The sequence below is a fragment of the Microbacterium sp. AK009 genome (assembly GCF_013410955.1).
GTDB lineage: Bacteria > Actinomycetota > Actinomycetes > Actinomycetales > Microbacteriaceae > Microbacterium.
Map to the genome: position 1 here is coordinate 257,683 of NZ_JACCCG010000004.1, position 19,986 is coordinate 277,668.

The following is a 19,986-nucleotide window of genomic DNA, read 5'->3' on the forward strand; positions in this document are numbered from 1 at the left end:
GGAATCGCGCACGGCAGCCCGCCAGTCTAGCAAGCGGTCAGGTCCGCAGCCACCGGCGGATGGCGAAGCTCGCCGACAGCGCAGCGAGGACCACGCCGATGGCGACGATCACGGGGATCACGACGGCGACGTCGGCGCCGTCGACCCACGTCGTGACGAATTGCACGCGTCCGCGCAGCTCCTCGACGCCGAAATGCAGGCCCAGGACGACCGTGACACTCGCGAGGATGGAGCCGATGAGGGCTGCGAAGACACCTTCCAGGACGAAGGGAGTCTGGATGAAGCGGTTCGATGCTCCGACCATGCGCATGATCCCGAGCTCACGGCGCCGTGCGAAGGCCGAGAGTCGGATCGTGGTGGCGATGAGGAGGACCGCGGCGATCAGCATCAGTCCGGCGATGCCCACCGCGATGTAGGTGGCGACGGTCAACGCCGAGAAGAGGGGATCGAGGTACTGCAGCTGATCTTCGACGACTTCGACGCCCTCCATGCCCTGGAACGCCTCGATGATGACATCCGAGCGGCGGTGGTCGACGAGGTTGATCCGGAAGGTCTCGTTCAGCTGATCGGGGGTGATGACGCTGGCGTAGTCCTCGCCGAGCAGGTCGATGACGTTCTCGTAGGCTTCGTCACGATTCTCGAAGCGCACCGCATCGATGAGCGGCGCGATCGCCGGACTGTCCAGCTGCGTCTGGACGGCGGCGATCTGCTCGGCCGTCGCGACACCGCCGGCACAGGTGCCTTCCTGCGTCGACACGGAGGTGCACATGCTGATCGCGACCTGCGCCCGGTCGGCCCAGAAGTTCTCCATCTTGCCGATCTGCATCTGCATGAGGATCGCCGCGCCGACGAAGGTGAGCGAGACGAATGTGACGAGCACCACAGAGATGACCATCGAGGCGTTCCGACGAAGTCCCGTGAACGCCTCGGCCAGTACCAGACCGACCCTCACGAGGTCGGCCCGACTTCGTCGTCCCGGTCGCGACGACCCAGACCGAGTCGATCGGCGACGCCGAGCTCGGCGACCTCGACTTCGGGGATGTCCTGCACGGGCACCGGCTGCGTCTGCGGCCGCGTGATGCCCTGGGGCGCGGCCGCGACGGACGCGGCGTGCTCCTGCTCCCGTGGCTGGGCGCCGGCGGCCACCGTCGCCGGCTCTGGGGCCGGCTCGCGGGCCGGCTCGCGGGCTTCGCCCGCCCATGGCGGCGCCTCGGACTCGGGCGGAAGGCTCGTTCCGGCCATCGCCGCCGCTTCGCGCTGGAGTTCGAGCACGGCCGTGAGAGCGGCGACCGCGGCGGCCCCCCGCTCGGGCTCGGGAGCGAGACTCGGAATCGCCGAGGTGTCCCCGTACCCGCCGTGGCGTTCGTCGCGGACCATCTCGCCGTTCTTCAGCTCGATCACGCGTCGCTTCATCTGGTCGACGAAACCCGCCTCGTGCGTTGCCATGACCACCGTGGTGCCGTTGGCGTTGATGCGGGCAAGCAGCTGCATGATGTCCACGGATGTGGCGGGGTCGAGGTTCCCGGTGGGCTCGTCGGCCAGCAGGACCTGAGGCCGATTGGCCAGCGCCCGGGCGATCGCCACGCGCTGCTGCTCGCCGCCGGAGAGCTCGTGCGGGAACCGCTTCTCCTTGCCGGCGAGGCCGACGAGGGACAGAACCTCGGGAACCGCCTGCTGGATGAACGCACGAGATGACCCGATCACCTGCAGGGTGAACGCGACATTCTGGAACACCGTCTTGGACGGCAGCAGCCGGAAGTCCTGGAACACCGCCCCGATGTGACGGCGGAAGTACGGCACCTTGCGATTGGAGAGCGTGCGCACATCGCGGCCCAGCACCACCACGCGACCGTCGCTCGGCACGTCCTCACGCAGGATCAGCCGGAGGCACGAGGACTTGCCCGAGCCCGACGCGCCCACGAGGAAGACGAATTCGCCGCGGAGCACCTCAAAGTCCACCTTGTTCAGGGCGGGCCGGGAGGTGCCGCGATAGTGCTTCGTGACGTTCTCGAACCGGATCATGGCGTGACGAGCCTAAGCGGCGGCGCGTCGGAGGCGCCGAACGACACCCGGCGCGGCGTCATCCGTCAGTCGTCGTCGTCCTTGCGCTTGCGCCAGCGGATACCGGCGGCGATGAAGCCGTCGATGTCGCCGTCGAACACCGGCGCCGGGTTTCCGACCTCGTGGCCGGTGCGCAGGTCTTTCACCAGCTGCTGGCCGTAGAGGAAGTACGAGCGCATCTGGTCGCCCCAGCTGGCGGTGATGGTTCCCGCGAGCTCCTTCTTCTTCGCGGCCTCCTCCTCGCGCTTGAGCAGCAGCAGGCGCGTCTGGAGCACGCGCATCGCGGCGGCGCGGTTCTGGATCTGCGACTTCTCGTTCTGCATCGACACGACGATCCCCGTCGGGAGGTGCGTGATGCGCACCGCCGAGTCGGTCGTGTTCACCGACTGCCCACCGGGGCCGGACGAGCGGAAGACGTCGACGCGGATGTCGCCCTCGGGGATGTCGACCTCCACGGCCTCCTCCATCACCGGGATCACCTCGACGGCGGCGAACGAGGTCTGCCGCTTGTCCGCCGCGCCGAACGGACTGATCCGCGCGAGGCGGTGGGTCCCCGCCTCGACGGACAGCGTGCCGTAGGCGTAGGGCGCGTCGATCTCGAAGGTCGCCGACTTGATGCCGGCACCCTCGGCGTAGGAGGTGTCCATGACCTTCACGGGATACTTGTGGCGCTCCGCCCACCGCAGGTACATGCGCATGAGCATCTCGGCGAAGTCGGTGGCGTCGTCACCGCCGGCGCCGGAGCGGATCGTGACGACGGCGGAACGGTCGTCGTACTCCCCGTCCAGGAGCGTCTGCACCTCGAGCTGCCCGATGACGTCTTCGAGCTCGGCGATCTCGTGACGAGCCTCCTCCGCGGAGTCCTCGTCCTCCATCTCGTTGGCGAGCTCGACCAGGACCTCGAGGTCGTCGAGGCGCCGTTCGATGTCGGTGATGCGCTTCAGCTCGCTCTGGCGGTGGCTGAGGGCGCTGGTGACCTTCTGCGCCTTGTCGACGTCGTCCCACAGATCGGGGGCGCCGGCTTCGTCGCTGAGGCGCGCGATCTCGGCCTCCAGGGCGTCGACATCCACGACGGCCTTGATGTCGGAGAACGTCGACCGGAGGGCCTTGATGTCTTCGGAGGGATCGAATTCGAGCATGACAGTCCAGACTAACGTGGATGATCGTGTCAGATCCTCCGCCTCGCTCCCCCGGCGCGGCGGCGGTGCTCGGCCGCTTCGCGCCGATGATCTACGGTCCGACGCTCCTGTTCGCCCTGGGCGAGGGGGCGATCCTGCCGCTCATCCCCGTGATCGCCGCGCGCCTGGGTGCCGACATCGCCACGGCTGCACTGGTGGCGTCCGCGCTCGTCGTCGGTCAGCTGTGCGGCAACATCCCCGCGGGCTACGCCGTCGCCCGCATCGGCGAGCGCCTCACCATGGCGATCGCGGGTGTGCTCTCCCTCCTCGGCGTGGTGGGCATGGTGTTCGCGCCGGGGCTCGGGGTGTTCGCCGCATCGGTCTTCCTCATCGGCTTCTGCGCGGCGGCCTTCGGTCTTGCCCGTCACTCCTTCATGACCACCCGCGTGCCGCTGTGGTTCCGGGCACGGGCGCTGTCGCTTCTGGGGGGAACCTTCCGGCTCGGGATGTTCGTGGGCCCTTTCCTCTCGGCGGGACTCCTCACGCTCTTCGGCGACGAGACGGCGAGCATCTGGTTCTTTGGCGCGTGCCTCGTCGCGGTCATCGCGCTGGTCCTCTTGGGCCCCGATCCCGAAAGGACCCTGATCACCGGCCGGGACAGACGGGATGCCGCGGGCTCCGCTTCGGGCGTCCGGGACAGCCAGGACGGCGAGACCGACACCGGCGAGCCGGTCACCACGGGATCGGTGCCGGTCCTCGGGCGACGTCCGCCACGCGACGGCGTCTTCCGCACGATGTGGCGGCACCGCGCTGTGCTGTCGCGGCTGGGGGTCGCCGCAGCATCCCTCTCCGCCGTGCGCTCGGCCCGCCAGGTCGTCCTCCCGCTCTGGGGCGTCTCCATCGGCCTCGACGCGCAGACGATCGCCCTCGTGGTGGGAGTGTCGGGCGCGATCGACTTCGCGCTCTTCTACGCCAGTGGCCAGGTGATGGATCGGTTCGGTCGGCTGTGGGCCGCGCTTCCGGCGATGATCCTCATGGGGGCGGGCTTCCTGGCCCTCGCGTTCACCCATGATGTGGCTTCGGCGGACATGTGGTTCGCGATGTTCGGGGCCGTGCTGGGAGTCGGGAACGGACTCTCCAGCGGGATCCTCCTCACCCTGGGCGCCGACGCGGCACCGCCCGACGATCCTGCGCCCTTCCTCGGCTCGTGGCGCACACTGACCGATGCCGGGGGCGCCCTGGCCCCTCTCGCCGTGTCGGCGATCGCGGCAGTGGCGTCGCTGTCGGTCGCGGCGGCGGTGATCGGCGTCGTCGGCTTCGTCGGTGCGGGGGCCTTCGCCCGGTGGGTGCCGCGGTTCGTGCCGCGCCCCTGATGAGACACCGGCCGGGCGTACGCTCTGGTCATGGTCGTCGCAGGGCTCGTCTTCGCAGCGATCGCTGCGCTCATCCACGTCTACATCTTCGTCCTGGAGTCGCTGACCTGGACCAGCGCCCGCACGCGGAGGACCTTCGGCGTGCGCAGCCTCGAGGAGGCGCAGGTGACGAAGGCGTTGGCGTTCAACCAGGGGTTCTACAACCTGTTCCTCGCCGTGTCGGCGCTTCTCGGCATCGTGCTCGTGACCGCCGGCGCCACCACGGTCGGCGCGACTCTCGTGTTCGCGGGGACCGGGTCGATGGTCGCCGCCGGCCTCGTGCTCATCCTGTCGAACCGGCGCATGGTGCGACCCGCCGCCATCCAGGCGGTGCCGCCGTTGATCGCGGTCATCGCGCTCGCGATCGGACTGGCCGCCTGACGCCGGCGGCTTTCTCGTCAGCGCAGCGCGGTGCGGCTGGTGGCCGTGGCCTCGAGCGCCACGCCCTCGGGGACGAAGAGCGCCGCGATCGGCGGCCGCCACGTGCCCGCGACCGTCACCCGGGCGGAGGTGCCGTCGGGTGTACTCGCGGCGACGACCCGCAGATCACCGCCCCACTGTCCCACGAGCGCGGTGGCGAGTTCCCCGACGTCATCGTCGGTCAGGAGGGCACGCGGTTCGCCGTCGTCGATCACCAGCTCGAAGCCGTCCGCACCTGCGAGGGCCGCGGCATCGGCCGCCGCGTCGACCCGCTTCTGCGCGAGATAGAGACTTGTCGCGTCGACGCAGACGAAGACGACCACGAGCGCGAGGATGGCGTAGCCGAGCGTGAGGAGCAGGACGCTGCCGGTGTCGTCCGGCGCGGCGGTGTCGTCCGGCGCGTCGGTGTGATCCGGCGCGGCGGTGTCATCCGGCGCGGCGGGGGCGCCTCGGCCGCGACGTGTCATCCGCCCTCCCAGAATCGGGAGACCCGCTGAGCTGCCGTCGCCTCGACCGGGATGACGGCGGCCCGGTCCAGGCCGAACACCGGCGGCACCAGCGGCAGCGCGACCGAGCTGCGCACACTCACGAGCAGCGTCGCCCCCGCCCGGGGGCACGCGGTTCCCGCCGGAGCGCACGCGAGCGAAAGATCAAGGCGACCGGGATCGATGCCGTACTCCGCCGCGACGGAGGCGAGAACCCGTCCGGCACGTCGATCGGCGTCGGTGGCGTCGCTCGCGCCCGCCACAGCGCGCGCGACATGACGGGCACCGGCTTCCACTCCGAGGGCCTGGCCCTGGATGATGCCGAGCGTCACGACGACGTACACGAGCGGGACGAGGAGGAGCAGGCCGACGACGATGAACTCCAACGCAGCAGAGCCGCGGTCGTCCGGGTCGACGTCGGTGTCCGCCCCCTCAATCGAGGGATTCCACGGGTGCATGGGCGCTCACCTCCATCGATCCGGGAAGACCGATCAGACCGATCACGGGAAGTGGAGCACGCACGGTGACCTCCACGGCCGGGTAGCCGAAGGAGGCAGTCTCGGTGGCGACCACCTGGTCGGCGTACGCCGCACCGACGGTGCGGGAGACGATCTGCGACGTGCGGTCGGCCCCGTCCGCGAGGGACGTGTCGGCGAGAGCCGCGTGATAGGCGCCTTCGACTGCCGCATCGTGCACCACGTTGCGGACGTAAATGCCGAGTCCGAGTTGCAGAACGCCGAGCGTGAGCGCCGTCAGCATCACACCGACGAGGACGAACTCCACGGGCGCGGATCCACGGTCGTCGGCGGCATCCACTTCGACCGCACGGATCAGGCGGTGGATGCCGGGCGCCACCGGCACCTCAGAAGCCCGAGACGCGCTCGATGGCCTGCTCGAAGAGTCCCGCCAGCGCCGGACCGGCGAGGGCCCAGATCACCACGACGAGTCCTGCGGTCATGAGGGTGATGAGCACCCAGCCGGGCACGTCGCCGCGGTCATCGGCGATCACATCGCCGAACGCCGTCCGCGCGCGGGTCCAGTTCCGGCTCACGAGCTCGCGCATGCCGTTCTCCTTTCGTCGGGGGCAACCTGCCCTGTCGTACCGGGTGCTGAGGTGGGTGCCGGTCATCCGATTCCCAGTCGCAAGAGGAAGATGCCGGGGAACACGGCGAAGAGCACGCTCAGCGGCAGGATGAGGAAGACCAAAGGCACGAGCATGGCGATCTCGTTGCGCCCCGCCCGTTCGATGAGCGAGCGCTTGGCGTCTTCGCGGGCGTCCAGCGCCTGTGCGTGAAGAACGTGAGCAAGCGGCGCACCACGGTCGATGGCGGCAACGAGGTGATCGACCGCGCGCGAGACAGCCGGTGACTCCACTCGCTCGGCCAGATCCGTGAGGGCGTCCGAGAGCGATGATCCGGTTCCCACGGCGACGACCGCGCCGCGCAGCTCGGCGGTCACCTCTCCGCCCGGCAGCTCACCGACTCGACGCAGCGCGTCGAGGATGCCTTCACCGGCAGACAGACACAGAGCGAGGAACTCCAACACGGTAGGGAGTTCCTCCTCGATCCGGGCGCGTCGCTGCCGTGCGGCCCGTGACAGCTGCAGATTGCATGCGACGGCCCCGACGGTCGCGAAGAGCGGCGGGAGCAGCCCTACCGCGGGCGATCCGCGGCCGGTGAGGACGAGCACCACGACGACCACCGCGCCGACCGTGAGCCCCGCGAGCGCCACGCCGAGCTGACGTCCGCGAAAGGCGGCGACGTCGATGGTCCACGCCGCCTGACGAAGTCGTCGGTCCACCGAGACCGAACCGGCCAGACGCGCAGCGATCGTGTCCCGTAGCCGCTGCCAGGTCACCGCGAGATCCTCTCCGAATCCCGCCGTGAGCGGAGTCGCGCCGATCGGATCGGTGACATCGCGGATGTATGGGGCGATGCGCCGGCTGAGCGAGGCAGATCGCCAGCGAGGGGCACGGGAGAGAAGGAGCAGGACGCCTGCCCCGAGAGCGACGCCGAGCACCACCGCAAGGGACGCGTCCGTCAGAGTGACAGGGCTCACCGCGCCCACCTCCTTGCCTCCGGAAGGCGGCCGATGCGCAGCATGATGCGGAAGGCGATCACCGACACGACCGCACCGCCGACGATCAAGACCATCCCCTCCGCGGTGGCATAGGCGGCGGCGCCTTCCGGGCGAAGCGCCAGAAGGGCCAGGATGATCCACGGAGCCGCGACACCCAGGACGGCAGCGCCGCGGATCCACGACTGACGCGCGTCGATCTCGGCGCGAATCGCCGCATCGGAGCGAACCGACGCCGACAGGGCCCGCAGAACGGTGGTCAGCTCGGTGCCGCCCACCTGACGGGCCATGCGAAGGGTTTCGATGACCCGATCCGCCACGGGGTCGGCGAGGCGGTCCTTGAGCGCGAGCATCGCCGAGTCGAAGTGCCCCGACGCCGCCAGATCCCGGGCGAAGCCGCGGAAGCTCGGACGGAGCGCGAGCGGAGCCGAATCGGCCAGGCTCGCCGCCGCGTCGGGGAGCGACATGCCCGCCCTCACCGACGCGACGAGGAGGTCGCACACGTCGGGCCACAGCGACCGCCGGGTCTTCCTCAGTCGGTCGCGCCGACCCCGCACCCACCAGTACGGGGCGATCGCCGCTCCGGCGAAGGCCACCAGCGCCAGCGGCAGCACGGTTGTGACGAGGAAGGCCGTCGCCGCGACGACGACGGCGAGCAGCACCGCGGCCAGGGCGAGCGCGAGCGGAGTCACGCGCGCGAACCCGGCCTCCCGCAGGAGCTCGGTCATTCGGCTGCCCTTCGCCGCGGCGGCCGGTCGCCTCTCGCCGGTGGCGGGCCAGAGCCAGGGCGACAGTGCGAGCAGGATCCCGGCGGCGAGCACGCCACCCCAGAGGAGCGTCACCGCTGGCCCGCCCGGTACAGAACGCGTGACTCGATCACACCGTCGCGGACACCGGTGGGCTCGACGATCTCTCCCACGCGACGGCGTCCGTCCACGGCGCGCTCGCAGTGGACGACGAGGTCGACGCCCTGCGCGACGGCGGGGACCACGAATGCCGCGTCGATGTTGCGGCCCGCCAGAAGCGGGAGCGTCGAGAGTTTCACCAACGCCTCCCGCGCGGAGTTCGCGTGAATGGTCGCTGCCCCGGGGACGCCGGTGTTGAGCGCGAGGAGCAGGTCGAGCGCTTCGGCGTCGCGCACCTCGCCGACGACGATGCGATCGGGTCGCATGCGCAAGGCCTCTTTGACGAGTCGGCGAAGCGTCACCTCGCCCGTCCCCTCCAGGCTCGGCTGTCGGCCCTGCATCGCCACGAGGTCGGGGGCCGACACCGCCAGCTCGAATGTCTCCTCCACCGTGACGATGCGGTGCGCTCGGGGGCTCGCGGCGACCAGCGCGCCGAGCAGCGTCGTCTTGCCGGCGTGGGTGGCCCCCGACACCAGGACGCTCCGCCCCTCGCCCATCGCCCGCCGGAGCAGATCCGCCGCCTGAGGCGCGAGGGAGCCGACCTCGACGAGCGCGTCCAGATCGCGATAGGCCGGGAGGAACTTCCGGATGTTGACAGCCCAGTGCCGTCGCGTGATGTCGGGGATGACGACGTGGAGGCGACTGCCGTCGGGGAGAGACGCATCGACGAAGGGCTGGCTGAGGTCGACCCTGCGACCCGTGGCGTGCAGCATCCGTTCCACCAGGTCTCGGACAGCCGTGTCGGTGAGGTGGAGGGGGACCCGCTCGGGCACCCCTCCCCGGGCGACGTACACGCGGTCGGGAGCGTTGATCCAAAGCTCTTCGACGCCGGGATCGTCGAGATAGGCCTGCAGGGGGCCGTAGCCGGTGACCTGCGCGACCACGTCGCGGACGGCGCCGGACTCGTCGTCGATGGTGGCGAGCCCGCGGGCCAGGGCGTAATCGTTGTGGCGGCGCACCTCGTCGGCGGCGATCCGCGCCGCCGCATCCGGGTCCTTCGCCGGATCCGCGCTCTGCGCCCGCAGCCGGTCGCGCACGCGGGCCACGACGACGCTGGTCGGAGCGTCGTCGAGACGTGCGGCGGAGGTCACCGGAGCATCCTTGCAAAGCGCCTGGATCGTGGCCGGATGTTATCCACAGCCCCTTCGCCCACGCGGTGTGACGTTGGTCCCGCCCGCCCTTCTCCGCAGCCGCCAGGCTGGCGAGATGACGACAGATCGCGAACACGACCTGGTCATCGCGGCGGTCGACGGCTCACCGTCGTCGATCGAAGCCCTGCGCTACGCGTCCCGGTTGGCAGACGCCCTGCACGCGCCCCTCGACGCCGTCATCACCTGGAGCTACCCGCCCTACAGCGACCCGGCGTTCATCTCCGCATGGTCGCCCCAGGACGACGCGACGACGATCCTCGACGACGCCGTCCGGCAGGTCTTCGGCGAGAACCCGCCGGCGCACATCGGGAAGCGGGTCCTCGCCGGTGCGGCCGCCCCTACGCTCATCGACCTCAGCAGGTCGGCCGCCATGCTCGTTCTGGGCAGCCGGGGCCTCGGGGGGTTCGCCGGTCTTCTCCTCGGCTCGGTCAGCGCCGCCTGCGCCGAGCACGCCCACTGTCCGGTCCTCGTCGTCCATCCCCGCGTGTCACCTGTCTCCGCCGACGAGCCGAGCGTGCCGCACAGTGCGCGGCGGTGACGTCGCCAGAACGCATCCGATTCCGCATCATCCCCCGCTGCAGCCGGTCGGGACGGGTCTGGACCGTGCCACGTCGAGATGAGAGAGTGCTTCTGTGATCACACCGAGTGAACCCTCCGATCGTTCCGCCGTGCTGAGCGGTGCTGCCAAGGGCGCTGCGGCGGCCACCACCGCCGCCCCTGTCGTCCGCACGGCTCTCGGACTCCTCGGTGTCGTGCAGGCCGCGTTCGCGTTCCTGGCGTTCTGGGACCTCGCCCATCGAGACAGCAGGCAGGTCACCGGCCCGAAGCCCGTGTGGATACCCGTCATCCTGGTCAATTGGATCGGGCCGGCGGCGTACTTCCTCTTCGGCATCAAGCGCTGACGCAAGGGCTGGAGCTCTCGGGTTATCCCCATGCTCGCGCGGGAACCGCTCGCCTAGACTGAACCCACCCGCGGGAGTGGTGAAACTGGCAGACACGCAGGATTTAGGTTCCTGTGCCTCCGGGCGTGTGGGTTCAAGTCCCACCTTCCGCACGCGCGTCCTGTCCGTCGCCCGGCGGGATGATGCATTCTTGCCGCCGCCGACGACCCGACGGGACTTCCGTGTACACCGTTCCCACCGCTCTCATCCCCTGGCTCGATCCCGCAGCGATCATCGCGGCGGCGGGACCCTGGGCTCTCGCCGTGGTCTGCTTCATCGTGTTCGCCGAGACCGGTCTGCTCGTCGGGTTCCTGCTGCCTGGCGACACCCTGCTGATCATGGCGGGTCTGCTCTCCCACCCCTCCGACGTGGCACCCAACGGTGTGTTCGGCATCAGCGCGTGGTGGGTGGCTCTCCTGATCGGTCTCGCGGCGTTCGTCGGCGGTGAGGTCGGGTACCTCATCGGACACAAGGGCGGGCCGGCGGTGTTCGAGCGCAAGGAGTCCGGCGTCTTCAGCCGCCGCAACGTCGAGCGCACCAACGCCTTCTTCGAGCGATGGGGCGGCCTCACCATCATCCTCGCCCGGTTCGTGCCGATCGTGCGCACCTTCGCACCCGTCGCGGCCGGCGTGGGACACATGCCCTGGCACCGCTACACGCTCTACAACTTCATCGGCGCGGTCATCTGGGGCTTCGGTCTGACGATGATCGGATACGGGATCGGGTTCATCCCCGGGGTCGGCCAGTTCGTGACCGACTACATCGACGTCATCCTGCTGGTCGCGGTCGGCGGCACCGTGATCTTCATCGTCTGGCACTACCTCGCCGAGCGCCGGAAGGCGAAGAAGGCCGCGGCGGCAGGTGAGGACACCGACACCGACGCCGTGGAGGCGCGACAGCTCGTGCTTGACCCCGACGTCTTCCGGCGCGGTCCCGAGCACCGCTCGGACACGAACGGCGACGTCTGAGGGTCGCCGCGGGACGAGACCTTCCGAAAGCCAGCGCCGGGCGTACCCTCGGCTCACCGTGACCGGCGCTGCTATGAGGCTTTGGCGGCCTTCTTGCGGGGTGTCTTCTTCTTCGCGGCGCCGCCCGATTCGGCCGAACCGCTCGCGTTCCCCGACGGTGTGTCATCCTTCTTGCCCGATCGTGCCGCGCGCGAGCGCTCCACGCTGGCGCGGAGCGCCTCCATGAGGTCGATGACTTCCCCGCCGCCGTCGCCCTCGTCCTCGGTGCCGAAGGTCTCGGCCGTGTCGATGGCGTCGCCCTGCTCTATCTTGGCCTTGATGAGGGTGCGCAGCTCCTCCTGGTAGTCGTCGGTGAACTCGGTCGGGTCGAAGTCGCTGGCGAAGCTGTCCACGAGCGCAGCGGACAGCTCCAACTCCTTGCCCGAGATCTTCACGTCCTCCTCCAGCGACGGGAACGCCGCCTCACGCACCTCGTCGGACCACAGCAGGGTCTGGAGCACCAGCACATCGCCGCGCACCCGCAGCGCCGCAAGCCGGGTCTTCTGCCGCAGCGAGAACCGCACGATCGCGGTGCGATCGGTCTGCTCTAGCGTCCGACGCAGCAGCACGTAGGCCTTGGGAGACGCCGAATCGGGTTCGAGGTAGTACGCCTTGTCGAACAGCAGCGGATCGACCTGCTCGCTGGGTACGAACTCGACCACGTCGATCTCTCGACTCTTCTCGGCGGGAAGCGCGTCGAAGTCGTCCTTGGTGAGGATCACGGTCTGCGCTCCGTCGTCGTAGGCACGATCGATGTCGCTGTAGGGCACGACCTCACCGTCGATCTCGCACACGCGCTGATAGCGGATGCGCCCACCGTCTTTGTTGTGCACCTGATGGAGAGACACGTCGTGGTCCTCGGTCGCCGAGTACACCTTGACCGGCACGTTGACCAACCCGAACGTCAGCGCGCCTTTCCAGATCGACCTCATCACACCAGTGAACACCTGTCACACCGCTCACGGCTACCCTTGCCCCATGCCCGGCGATGAGCAACTGGTCCGCATCGGCGGCCGGCGGCTGCGTCTGACGAACCTCGACAAGGTGCTCTACCCCGACACCGGCACCACCAAGGGCGAGGTCATCGCGTACTACAGCCGCATCGCACCCGTGCTGCTCCCCCACGTCGCGGGCCGGCCGGTGACCCGCAAGCGCTGGCCCGACGGCGTGGGCACCGAGGCGCACCCGGAGATGTCGTTCTTCGCCAAGGACCTCGAGCCCGGCGCCCCCGACTGGGTGCCGAGGATGCCGATCCCGCACTCGAGCGGCACGAAGGAGTACCCGCTGGTCGAGGACCTCCCGACCCTGGTCTACCTCGCGCAGGTCGCCAGCCTCGAGCTGCACGTGCCGCAGTGGCGCTTCGCCGCCGACGGCGAACGCGGCGACGCGGACCGGCTGGTCCTCGACCTCGACCCCGGTCGCGGGGTCGGCCTCGCCGAGTGCGCGGAGGTGGCGCGATGGGCCCGCGACATCCTCACCCCCATGGGGCTCGAGCCGTACCCGGTGACGAGCGGCAGCAAGGGTCTGCAGCTCTACTGCGCCCTTCCGCCCGGCCAGACGAGCGAGCGAGCGTCGCGCCTCGCGCATGAACTCGCCCGCTCCATCGAGGCCGACCACCCCGACCTCGTGGTGAGCAGCATGAAGAAGTCGGTCCGCGATGGGCGGGTGCTGATTGACTGGAGTCAGAACAACGGCTCGAAGACCACCATCGCGCCGTACTCCCTCCGCGGCCGAGCACAGCCGACGGTGGCGACGCCGCGCACGTGGGCCGAGCTGGATGACCCCGACCTGCGTCATCTCCGGTTCGACGAGGTCCTGGACCGCGTGGAAGGGATGGGCGACCCGCTTGCGGCGCTCGATCGGAGCGCCGCGACCGCTTCCCGTCGAGACGGCGGTGCGCCCCTCACCGCCTACATCGCCAAACGAACGGCCGGCGCAACGCCGGAGCCTGTGCCGTCGGTGCCCGAAGCCCACCCGGCACCGGCCGACGGGCTGGCGTCGTTCGTGATCCAGGAGCATCACGCCTCGCGCCTCCACTGGGATCTGCGCCTCGAACGCGACGGCGTGCTGGTGAGCTGGGCGGTGCCCCGCGGCATCCCCCACTCGACAGCCCGCAACACTCTCGCCGTCATGACCGAGGATCACCCGATGGAGTACGCCGCCTTCGAAGGCACCATCCCCGCCGGGCAGTACGGAGCGGGGACCATGACGATCTGGGACACCGGCCACTACGAGGCCGAGAAGTGGCGCGACGACGAGATCATTTTCACCGCAGAAGGCCGCCCGGGCGGACCGCTCGGGCGGGTGCGGCTCGCGCTGATCCGAACCGGTGGCGAGGGCGAGAAATCGAGCTGGCTCCTGCACCGCATGAAGACGGATGCCGCGGGCAGGCCGCAAGCGGATGCGCAGCCGGTCACGGCGTCACCTCCCCGGCTGTCCTCCGCGCCCGCCGGACCGGTGCAGGGGCCCGCAGCGGGTGAGCACGAGCTCGAGCCTCTCCTCGACCCCGCGCCCGCAGCGTCGTGGCCTCCCCGCGCACGGGACCTGGCCCCCATGCTGTCGACGTCCGCCGGCCCCGCCCGCGCACGCTCGGACGCCGCACGCTGGGGTTCTCCGGCGTGGGCGGAGGCGAAGTGGGACGGCATTCGTGCCGTGGGCGTCTGGGACGGTCGGCGTCTGCGGCTCTGGGCTCGCAGCGGCAACGAGCTGACCGAGCGCTATCCCGAGATTACCGCCGTGGACGCCGGGCTCGGCGAGAGCCCGGCGATCGTCGACGGCGAGCTCGTCGCCCTCGACCATGGCCGCCCGAGCTTCCCCCTCCTCCAGACCCGGATGAATCTCGTGCGCGAGGGCGACATCTCCCGCGAGGCGAGCCGCACCCCCGTGCACTACTACCTCTTCGACGTGCTGGCCGCCGAGGGGAAGGATGTCACCGGGCTGCCGCTGCGGCATCGGCGAGCGATTCTGGAGCACCTCGGTGCGTCAACCATCCCCGCCATTGTGACGCCGCCGGTGTTCGAGGACGTCGACATCGCCCTCGAGACCAGCCGACGACTTCGGCTCGAGGGCATCGTGGTCAAGGATCCGGGATCGCCCTACCGGCGGGGGGCACGGTCGGAGTCGTGGCTGAAGGTCAAGCTCACTCGAACCCAGGAGGTCGTCGTCGCGGGGATGCGTCCGGGTCAGGGCGGCCGGGCAGGCACCTTCGGTTCCCTGCTGCTCGGCATCCCGGGTGAGGACGGGCTGAGGTACGCGGGGCGAGTCGGAACGGGCTTCAGCGACCGCGAACTCCACGCACTCCAGGAGCGTCTCGCCCCCCTCGCCACGAATCAGAACCCCCTCGTGGGTGTCCCCGCCGCCGACACCCGCGGGGTCACCTGGGTTCGTCCGGTGCTCGTAGCCGAGGTCGAATTCGGCGAGTTCACTCCGACGGGCATCCTGCGCCACTCCCGGTGGCGGGGACTTCGTCCCGACAAGCGCGCCGACGAGGTGGTCCGCGAGGACTGATCAGGCGTGGGAGTCGCGCTCGACGTGCCCGGCGCCCTCGACCTGGAACGTCGAATGGGCGACGTCGAAATGCTCCGAGAGGCAGCCCTGGAGATCGCGCAGCACGGCATCCGACCGACCCTCCGCGATGACGTCCGGCGACACGACCACGTGCGCGCTGAAGACCGGCGCGCCACGAGTGAGCTGCCAGACGTGGACGTCGTGCACGTCGACGACGCCTGGGGTGCCGAGGATGTGGGTGCGGATGTCGCGGACCTCCATCCCCCGCGGGGCGGCCTCGCTGAGCACCGACGCGACCTCCCGCAGGAGCGCCACCGCCCGGGGCACGATCATCGCCGCGATCGCAAGGGACGCGATCGCATCGGCCGGCGCCCAGCCGGTCAGGACGATCACGACGGCGGCGATGATCACCGCGATCGAGCCGAGCAGGTCGCCCAGCACCTCGAGATACGCACCGCGGACGTTGAGGTTCGTCTTCTGGGCCGCACTCAGCAGCCACATGGCCGCGCCGTTCGCGATGAGACCGATCACCGCGACGGTGAGCATCACGCCGCCTGCGACCTCGACGTCGCCGGGATCCATCAGCCGTGAGACAGCCTCGACGCCGACCCACGCGGCGAGGACGATGAGGATGACGCCGTTGGCGAGGGCGCCGAACACCTCCGCCCGCTGATAGCCGTAGGTGCGACGGTCGGTGGCGGGGCGTGCCGCCACGACGGCGGCCAGAAGAGCGATGACGAGGCCTGCTGCGTCGGTGAACATGTGCGCCGCATCGGCGATGAGGGCGAGAGAACCGGAGAGGATCGCCCCGATCACCTGGACCACCATGACCGTCGCGGTGATCCCGAGCGAGATGGCCAGGAGCCGACGGCTCGAGGCGCTGCGCCAGCCGCCGGCGGGCTCGGGATGGGTGTGCACCCCTCCAGGCTAGATCTGGGACGGGTTGCCGCTGAGCCAGAAGCGCCTGTCGGGAATGAGAGTCCTTTTCAGCCGGTACTCGGCCCGCCGCGAAGACTCAGAGAGCAGACAGCAGCGGCGCCAGGAGCTCGAAGGCCCGGGCTCGATGGGAGTGGGCGTTCTTCTCCTGCGCTTCCCACTCGCCGACCGTCCGCTCCGACCCGCTCGGCTGCGCGTCGGGGATGAAGATGGGGTCGTAGCCGAAGCCTCCCGCCCCCCGCTCCGCCGTGGCGAGCCGGCCCGGCCAGACGCCTTCCACGGTCTGCTCCTCCCCGTCCGGCACAACGAGGGCGATCACCGAGACGAACTGCGCCGAACGATAGGGATCGCGGATGTCGGAGAGCTGGTCGAGCAGCAGCGCGCGGTTGGCGGCGTCGTCCTTGCGGTGCCCCGCCCAGTAGGCGGAGAACACCCCCGGGGCGCCGCCGAGCACGTCCACACGGATGCCGGAGTCGTCCGCAAGCGCGGGAAGACCCGTGTGCGCAGCCGCCGCCCGCGCCTTGATCAGCGCGTTCGCCGCGAACGTCACGCCGTCCTCGACGGGCTCGGGGCCGTCGTAGCCGGTGACCACGAGGTCGGGACGGAGCCGTTGGACGATCGCCTGGAACTCTGCGACCTTGTGGGCGTTGTGTGTGGCCAGGACGATCGGCTGCGGCATCCTCAGTCCTCGCTCGGCGTCAGCGCCGCCGCCTGGATGTCGCGGAGATCGGCGCAGCCCGTGAGCGCCAGTTCGAGGAGAGCGTCGAGTTCGCGCTTGTCGAACGGTGCGCCCTCGGCCGTGCCCTGCACCTCAACGAAGAGGCCGCGACCGGTGACGACGACATTCATGTCGGTCTCGGCGCGCACGTCTTCGACGTACGCCAGATCCAGCATCGGTTCACTGTCGACGATCCCGACCGACACCGCCGCCACGGAGTCGATGAGAGGCGTCGAACGCTGCCCGATGAACTTCTTCGCGCGCCCCCATTCGATCGCGTCGGCGAGGGCGACGTAGGCACCGGTGATCGCGGCCGTGCGCGTGCCGCCGTCTGCCTGGAGCACGTCGCAGTCGATGACGATGGTGTTCTCGCCGAGCGCCTTGGTGTCGACGACCGCGCGCAACGCCCGTCCGATGAGGCGGGAGATCTCGTGCGTGCGGCCGCCGATCCGTCCCTTGACGCTCTCACGGTCGTTGCGCTCGTTGGTCGCGCGCGGAAGCATCGCGTACTCGGCGGTGATCCAGCCCCTGCCCTTGCCGGTGAGCCAGCGGGGCACCCCGTTGGTGAACGAGGCGGTGCACAGCACCTTGGTCCCGCCGAACGAGATCAGCGCAGACCCCTCGGCCTGTGCGCTCCACCCTCGCTCGATGGTGATGGGGCGAAGGTCGCCGGGGCTGCGGCCGTCGGCACGGATGATCTCGGACATGTGTCTCCTTCAAGCCCGCGATGCGGGCAGGTCGATGGCGCCGGTCTGGACGAGACGCACGTCGCGCACCTCGCGGCCCATGAGTCGGTGGGCGAGGCGCACGAAGTCGTCGGCCGAGGCGCCGGTGGCCTCATAGACGTGACGCGCGACCGCATCGGGCCCGGCGAGCAGGTCGCGGCTGACCAGCTGACGATAGACGTCCTTCGCCGTCTCGGTGTCGCTGGAGACGAGGCTCACGCCCTGTCCCATGACATAGCTGATCGCTCCCTCCAGGAACGGGTAGTGCGTGCACCCGAGGACGAGGGTGTCGACGCCGGCATGGCGGAGCGGAGCGAGGTACTCCTCGGCGGTCGCGAGGACTTCAGGGGTGTCGGTCTCCCCTGCTTCGACGAAGTCGACGAACGCGGGGCACGCCCGGGCGAAAACCTCCAGACGCGCGTTGACCTCGAGCATGTCCTGGTAGGCACCCGACCCGATCGTCCCGTCCGTGCCGATGACGCCGATCCGACCGTTGCGCGTCGTCGACATCGCGGTGCGGACGGCGGGTCCGATGACCTCGACGACGGGTACGTCGTAGCGTTCGCGAGCGTCACGCAGCATCGCGGCCGAGGCGGTGTTGCACGCGATGACGAGCATCTTCACGCCCTCCTCGACGAGCGTGTCGAGGACTTCCAGGGCGTAGCGACGCACGTCGGCGATGGGCTTGGGCCCGTATGGTGAGCGCGCGGTGTCTCCGATGTAGAGGATCGACTCGCGCGGCAGCTGCGCCGACACAGCGCGGGCGACGGTGAGACCGCCGACCCCCGAGTCGAAGATTCCGATCGGCGCATCGTTCACGGTCATCCAGCCTACGCCGCGGCGCCCCGGCCCCGCGCCCGTCGATAGAGTGACCGCCATGAGCCCATCCGCCGCATCGTCCAGCGCGCTCCTGACCGATCGTTACGAGCTCACCATGCTCGACGCGGCCCTGCGGGACGGGACCGCCGAGCGACGCTGCGTGTTCGAGCTCTTCGGCCGACGCCTTCCCGGAGCGCGCCGCTTCGGCGTCGTCGCCGGCACCGGCCGGTTCCTGCACCTCCTCGCCGAGTACCGCTTCGGTGACGACGAACTGCGGTTCCTCCGCGACCACCGGGTCGTGGATGCCGCAACGCTCCGTTTCCTCGAGCACTACCGGTTCACCGGCACGATCCACGGTTACCGCGAGGGCGAGGCGTACTTCCCCGGCTCGCCGATCCTCGTCGTCGAAGCGACGTTCGCCGAGGCTGTGGTCCTCGAGACCCTGGCCCTGAGTGTGATGAACCACGACTCCGCAGTGGCCACCGCAGCGGCGCGTATGAGCGTCGCCGCCGGGGATCGACCGCTGGCCGAGATGGGGTCGAGGCGGGCACAGGAGCGTGCGGCGGTCGCCGCAGCGCGCGCGGCGTACATCGCCGGCTTCTCCGCGACGAGCAACCTGGCGGCCGGCAGGGAGTGGGGGGTTCCGACGATGGGGACAGCCGCACACGCCTGGACGCTTCTGCACGACACCGAGGAGGACGCCTTCCGTTCGCAGATCGACGCGCTGGGGGTGGGGACGACACTGCTCGTGGACACCTACGACATCGAGGCGGGGGTGGAGACCGCGGTCCGGGTCGCAGGACCGGAGCTCGGCGGGGTGCGGATCGACTCGGGCGACCTCCCCGCCGTTGCCGCTGCGGTGCGCGCCCAACTCGACCGTCTCGGCGCCACGCGGACGAAGATCACCGTGACCAGCGACCTCGACGAGTTCGCGATCGCGGCCCTCGCCGCCTCACCGGTGGACTCCTACGGCGTCGGAACCTCCGTGGTCACCGGGTCGGGATCCCCGACCGCCGGCATGGTCTACAAACTCGTCGCACGGCAGGATGCCGCGGGCGGCTGGGTTCCCGTCGCGAAGGCATCCACCGACAAGGCCTCGCGCGGCGGCCGGAAGGCCGCCTTCCGCACCTTGGATGCGGGGACCGCGACATCCGAACTCATCGCGGTCTCCGATGGTTTCGAACAGATGGCCACCCATGTCGATCACCCCGATGCCCGTCCGCTGCAGGCGGTGCTGGTCGAGGCCGGTGACACCGATCCGTCGGCGCTGGGGTCAGAAGGGGTCGCCCGTGCCCGCGCGCATCACGCGCGCGTCCGTGAGGAACTCCCCGTCACAGCGCTCGCGCTCTCTCGTTCGGACCCGGCGCTGCCGACGGTCTTCGTGGACGTCGCGTGAACCCTCAGACCATCGATTCGTAGATCTCTTTGCAGGTCGGGCAGACCGGGAACTTCTCCGGGTCGCGGCCCGGGGTCCACTTCTTCCCGCACAGCGCCCGGACGGGCTTACCTGTGATCGCCGACTCGAGGATCTTGTCCTTCTTGACGTAGTGCGAGAACCGCTCGTGGTCGCCCGGCTCGAGGCTCTCCTCCCGAATGAGCTCTTCGAGTTCGCGGTCGAGGGTGGCGAGGCCGCCCTGGTCAGGGCTGTCGAGGGGCGTGCTCATGAGGGAAAAGTGTACCCGCGCTCTCCGGCGCCCGGCAGGAC

General features: G+C 69.9%; 23 protein-coding genes and 1 tRNA gene. 8 read left to right on the forward strand and 16 right to left on the reverse strand.

Annotated features, from left to right (window positions below; genetic code table 11):
- Positions 1-37 precede the first annotated feature (37 nt).
- From ftsX to prfB, 3 genes are all read right to left on the reverse strand, one after another.
- On the reverse strand, positions 38-952 hold the full coding sequence (ftsX, locus tag HDC37_RS10325) for a permease-like cell division protein FtsX (protein WP_179560315.1): 915 nt from the start codon (positions 950-952) through the stop codon (positions 38-40).
- The gene (gene ftsE, locus HDC37_RS10330) at positions 949-2,022 is read right to left on the reverse strand and encodes a cell division ATP-binding protein FtsE (protein ID WP_179560316.1); all 1,074 of its coding nucleotides are present in this window, start codon (positions 2,020-2,022) and stop codon (positions 949-951) included. The genes ftsX and ftsE overlap by 4 nt, the downstream gene beginning before the upstream one ends.
- Before the next feature lie 65 nt (positions 2,023-2,087).
- Positions 2,088-3,200: a peptide chain release factor 2 gene (prfB, locus tag HDC37_RS10335; RefSeq protein ID WP_179560317.1), complete on the reverse strand. Its 1,113-nt coding sequence runs from the start codon at positions 3,198-3,200 to the stop codon at positions 2,088-2,090.
- Positions 3,201-3,220: 20 nt separating this feature from the next.
- On the opposite strand from prfB, the gene HDC37_RS10340 reads away from it, so the two are divergent.
- Both HDC37_RS10340 and HDC37_RS10345 read left to right on the forward strand, forming a co-directional pair.
- Entirely contained in the window at positions 3,221-4,552 is a 1,332-nt protein-coding gene (locus tag HDC37_RS10340; protein ID WP_179560318.1) for an MFS transporter, read from the forward strand.
- A 30-nt stretch (positions 4,553-4,582) separates the two neighbouring features.
- The gene (locus tag HDC37_RS10345; protein WP_179560319.1) at positions 4,583-4,972 is read left to right on the forward strand and encodes a DUF1304 domain-containing protein; all 390 of its coding nucleotides are present in this window, start codon (positions 4,583-4,585) and stop codon (positions 4,970-4,972) included.
- A gap of 17 nt (positions 4,973-4,989) precedes the next feature.
- Here HDC37_RS10345 and HDC37_RS10350 read toward each other — a convergent pair whose 3' ends face one another.
- From HDC37_RS10350 to HDC37_RS10380, 7 genes are all read right to left on the reverse strand, one after another.
- On the reverse strand, positions 4,990-5,478 hold the full coding sequence (locus HDC37_RS10350) for a pilus assembly protein TadG-related protein (RefSeq protein ID WP_179560320.1): 489 nt from the start codon (positions 5,476-5,478) through the stop codon (positions 4,990-4,992).
- Entirely contained in the window at positions 5,475-5,954 is a 480-nt protein-coding gene (locus HDC37_RS10355) for a TadE family protein (RefSeq protein WP_179560321.1), read from the reverse strand. The genes HDC37_RS10350 and HDC37_RS10355 overlap by 4 nt, the downstream gene beginning before the upstream one ends.
- On the reverse strand, positions 5,929-6,255 hold the full coding sequence (locus tag HDC37_RS10360) for a hypothetical protein (protein ID WP_179560522.1): 327 nt from the start codon (positions 6,253-6,255) through the stop codon (positions 5,929-5,931). The genes HDC37_RS10355 and HDC37_RS10360 overlap by 26 nt, the downstream gene beginning before the upstream one ends.
- A gap of 103 nt (positions 6,256-6,358) precedes the next feature.
- Entirely contained in the window at positions 6,359-6,559 is a 201-nt protein-coding gene (locus HDC37_RS10365) for a hypothetical protein (protein ID WP_179560322.1), read from the reverse strand.
- A gap of 62 nt (positions 6,560-6,621) precedes the next feature.
- Entirely contained in the window at positions 6,622-7,554 is a 933-nt protein-coding gene (locus HDC37_RS10370; protein ID WP_179560323.1) for a type II secretion system F family protein, read from the reverse strand.
- On the reverse strand, positions 7,551-8,414 hold the full coding sequence (locus HDC37_RS10375) for a type II secretion system F family protein (RefSeq protein ID WP_179560324.1): 864 nt from the start codon (positions 8,412-8,414) through the stop codon (positions 7,551-7,553). Before HDC37_RS10375 ends, HDC37_RS10370 begins: the two co-directional genes overlap by 4 nt.
- On the reverse strand, positions 8,411-9,568 hold the full coding sequence (locus HDC37_RS10380; RefSeq protein ID WP_179560325.1) for a CpaF family protein: 1,158 nt from the start codon (positions 9,566-9,568) through the stop codon (positions 8,411-8,413). The genes HDC37_RS10375 and HDC37_RS10380 overlap by 4 nt, the downstream gene beginning before the upstream one ends.
- 115 nt (positions 9,569-9,683) lie before the next feature.
- On the opposite strand from HDC37_RS10380, the gene HDC37_RS10385 reads away from it, so the two are divergent.
- From HDC37_RS10385 to HDC37_RS10400, 4 genes are all read left to right on the forward strand, one after another.
- Positions 9,684-10,166 carry a universal stress protein gene (locus tag HDC37_RS10385; protein WP_179560326.1) on the forward strand — a complete coding sequence of 161 codons (483 nt, stop codon included), beginning with the start codon at positions 9,684-9,686 and terminating at the stop codon, positions 10,164-10,166.
- 94 nt (positions 10,167-10,260) lie between these two features.
- Complete coding sequence (locus tag HDC37_RS10390) at positions 10,261-10,530, forward strand: PLDc N-terminal domain-containing protein (RefSeq protein WP_308472171.1); 270 nt, start codon at positions 10,261-10,263, stop codon at positions 10,528-10,530.
- 70 nt (positions 10,531-10,600) lie between these two features.
- Positions 10,601-10,682, forward strand: a tRNA-Leu gene (locus tag HDC37_RS10395).
- Positions 10,683-10,712: 30 nt separating this feature from the next.
- Positions 10,713-11,537 carry a VTT domain-containing protein gene (locus tag HDC37_RS10400; RefSeq protein WP_179560524.1) on the forward strand — a complete coding sequence of 275 codons (825 nt, stop codon included), beginning with the start codon at positions 10,713-10,715 and terminating at the stop codon, positions 11,535-11,537.
- A gap of 71 nt (positions 11,538-11,608) precedes the next feature.
- Here HDC37_RS10400 and HDC37_RS10405 read toward each other — a convergent pair whose 3' ends face one another.
- Positions 11,609-12,508 carry a Ku protein gene (locus tag HDC37_RS10405; protein ID WP_179560327.1) on the reverse strand — a complete coding sequence of 300 codons (900 nt, stop codon included), beginning with the start codon at positions 12,506-12,508 and terminating at the stop codon, positions 11,609-11,611.
- A 46-nt stretch (positions 12,509-12,554) separates the two neighbouring features.
- On the opposite strand from HDC37_RS10405, the gene HDC37_RS10410 reads away from it, so the two are divergent.
- Positions 12,555-15,083 (forward strand): ATP-dependent DNA ligase, encoded by a 2,529-nt coding sequence (locus HDC37_RS10410; protein ID WP_179560328.1) that lies wholly within the window; start codon positions 12,555-12,557, stop codon positions 15,081-15,083.
- On the opposite strand, the gene HDC37_RS10415 is transcribed toward HDC37_RS10410, so the two are convergent.
- The 4 genes from HDC37_RS10415 to murI form a co-directional block, all read right to left on the reverse strand.
- Positions 15,084-16,001 (reverse strand): cation diffusion facilitator family transporter, encoded by a 918-nt coding sequence (locus HDC37_RS10415; RefSeq protein WP_179560329.1) that lies wholly within the window; start codon positions 15,999-16,001, stop codon positions 15,084-15,086.
- A 97-nt stretch (positions 16,002-16,098) separates the two neighbouring features.
- Positions 16,099-16,698, reverse strand: a complete 600-nt coding sequence (gene rdgB, locus HDC37_RS10420) for an RdgB/HAM1 family non-canonical purine NTP pyrophosphatase (protein ID WP_179560330.1) — start codon at positions 16,696-16,698, stop codon at positions 16,099-16,101.
- A 2-nt stretch (positions 16,699-16,700) separates the two neighbouring features.
- Positions 16,701-17,444: a ribonuclease PH gene (gene rph, locus HDC37_RS10425; protein WP_179560331.1), complete on the reverse strand. Its 744-nt coding sequence runs from the start codon at positions 17,442-17,444 to the stop codon at positions 16,701-16,703.
- Between the two features lie 9 nt (positions 17,445-17,453).
- Positions 17,454-18,281, reverse strand: a complete 828-nt coding sequence (murI, locus tag HDC37_RS10430; RefSeq protein WP_179560332.1) for a glutamate racemase — start codon at positions 18,279-18,281, stop codon at positions 17,454-17,456.
- A 58-nt stretch (positions 18,282-18,339) separates the two neighbouring features.
- Here murI and HDC37_RS10435 point away from each other — a divergent pair, with 58 nt between their 5' ends.
- Positions 18,340-19,677, forward strand: coding sequence for a nicotinate phosphoribosyltransferase (locus HDC37_RS10435; RefSeq protein ID WP_179560333.1), 1,338 nt, complete (start codon positions 18,340-18,342; stop codon positions 19,675-19,677).
- 4 nt (positions 19,678-19,681) lie between these two features.
- Here the strand turns inward: HDC37_RS10435 and HDC37_RS10440 are convergent, their stop codons facing one another.
- Entirely contained in the window at positions 19,682-19,945 is a 264-nt protein-coding gene (locus tag HDC37_RS10440; protein ID WP_179560334.1) for a DUF3039 domain-containing protein, read from the reverse strand.
- Between the last annotated feature and the right edge of the window lie 41 nt (positions 19,946-19,986).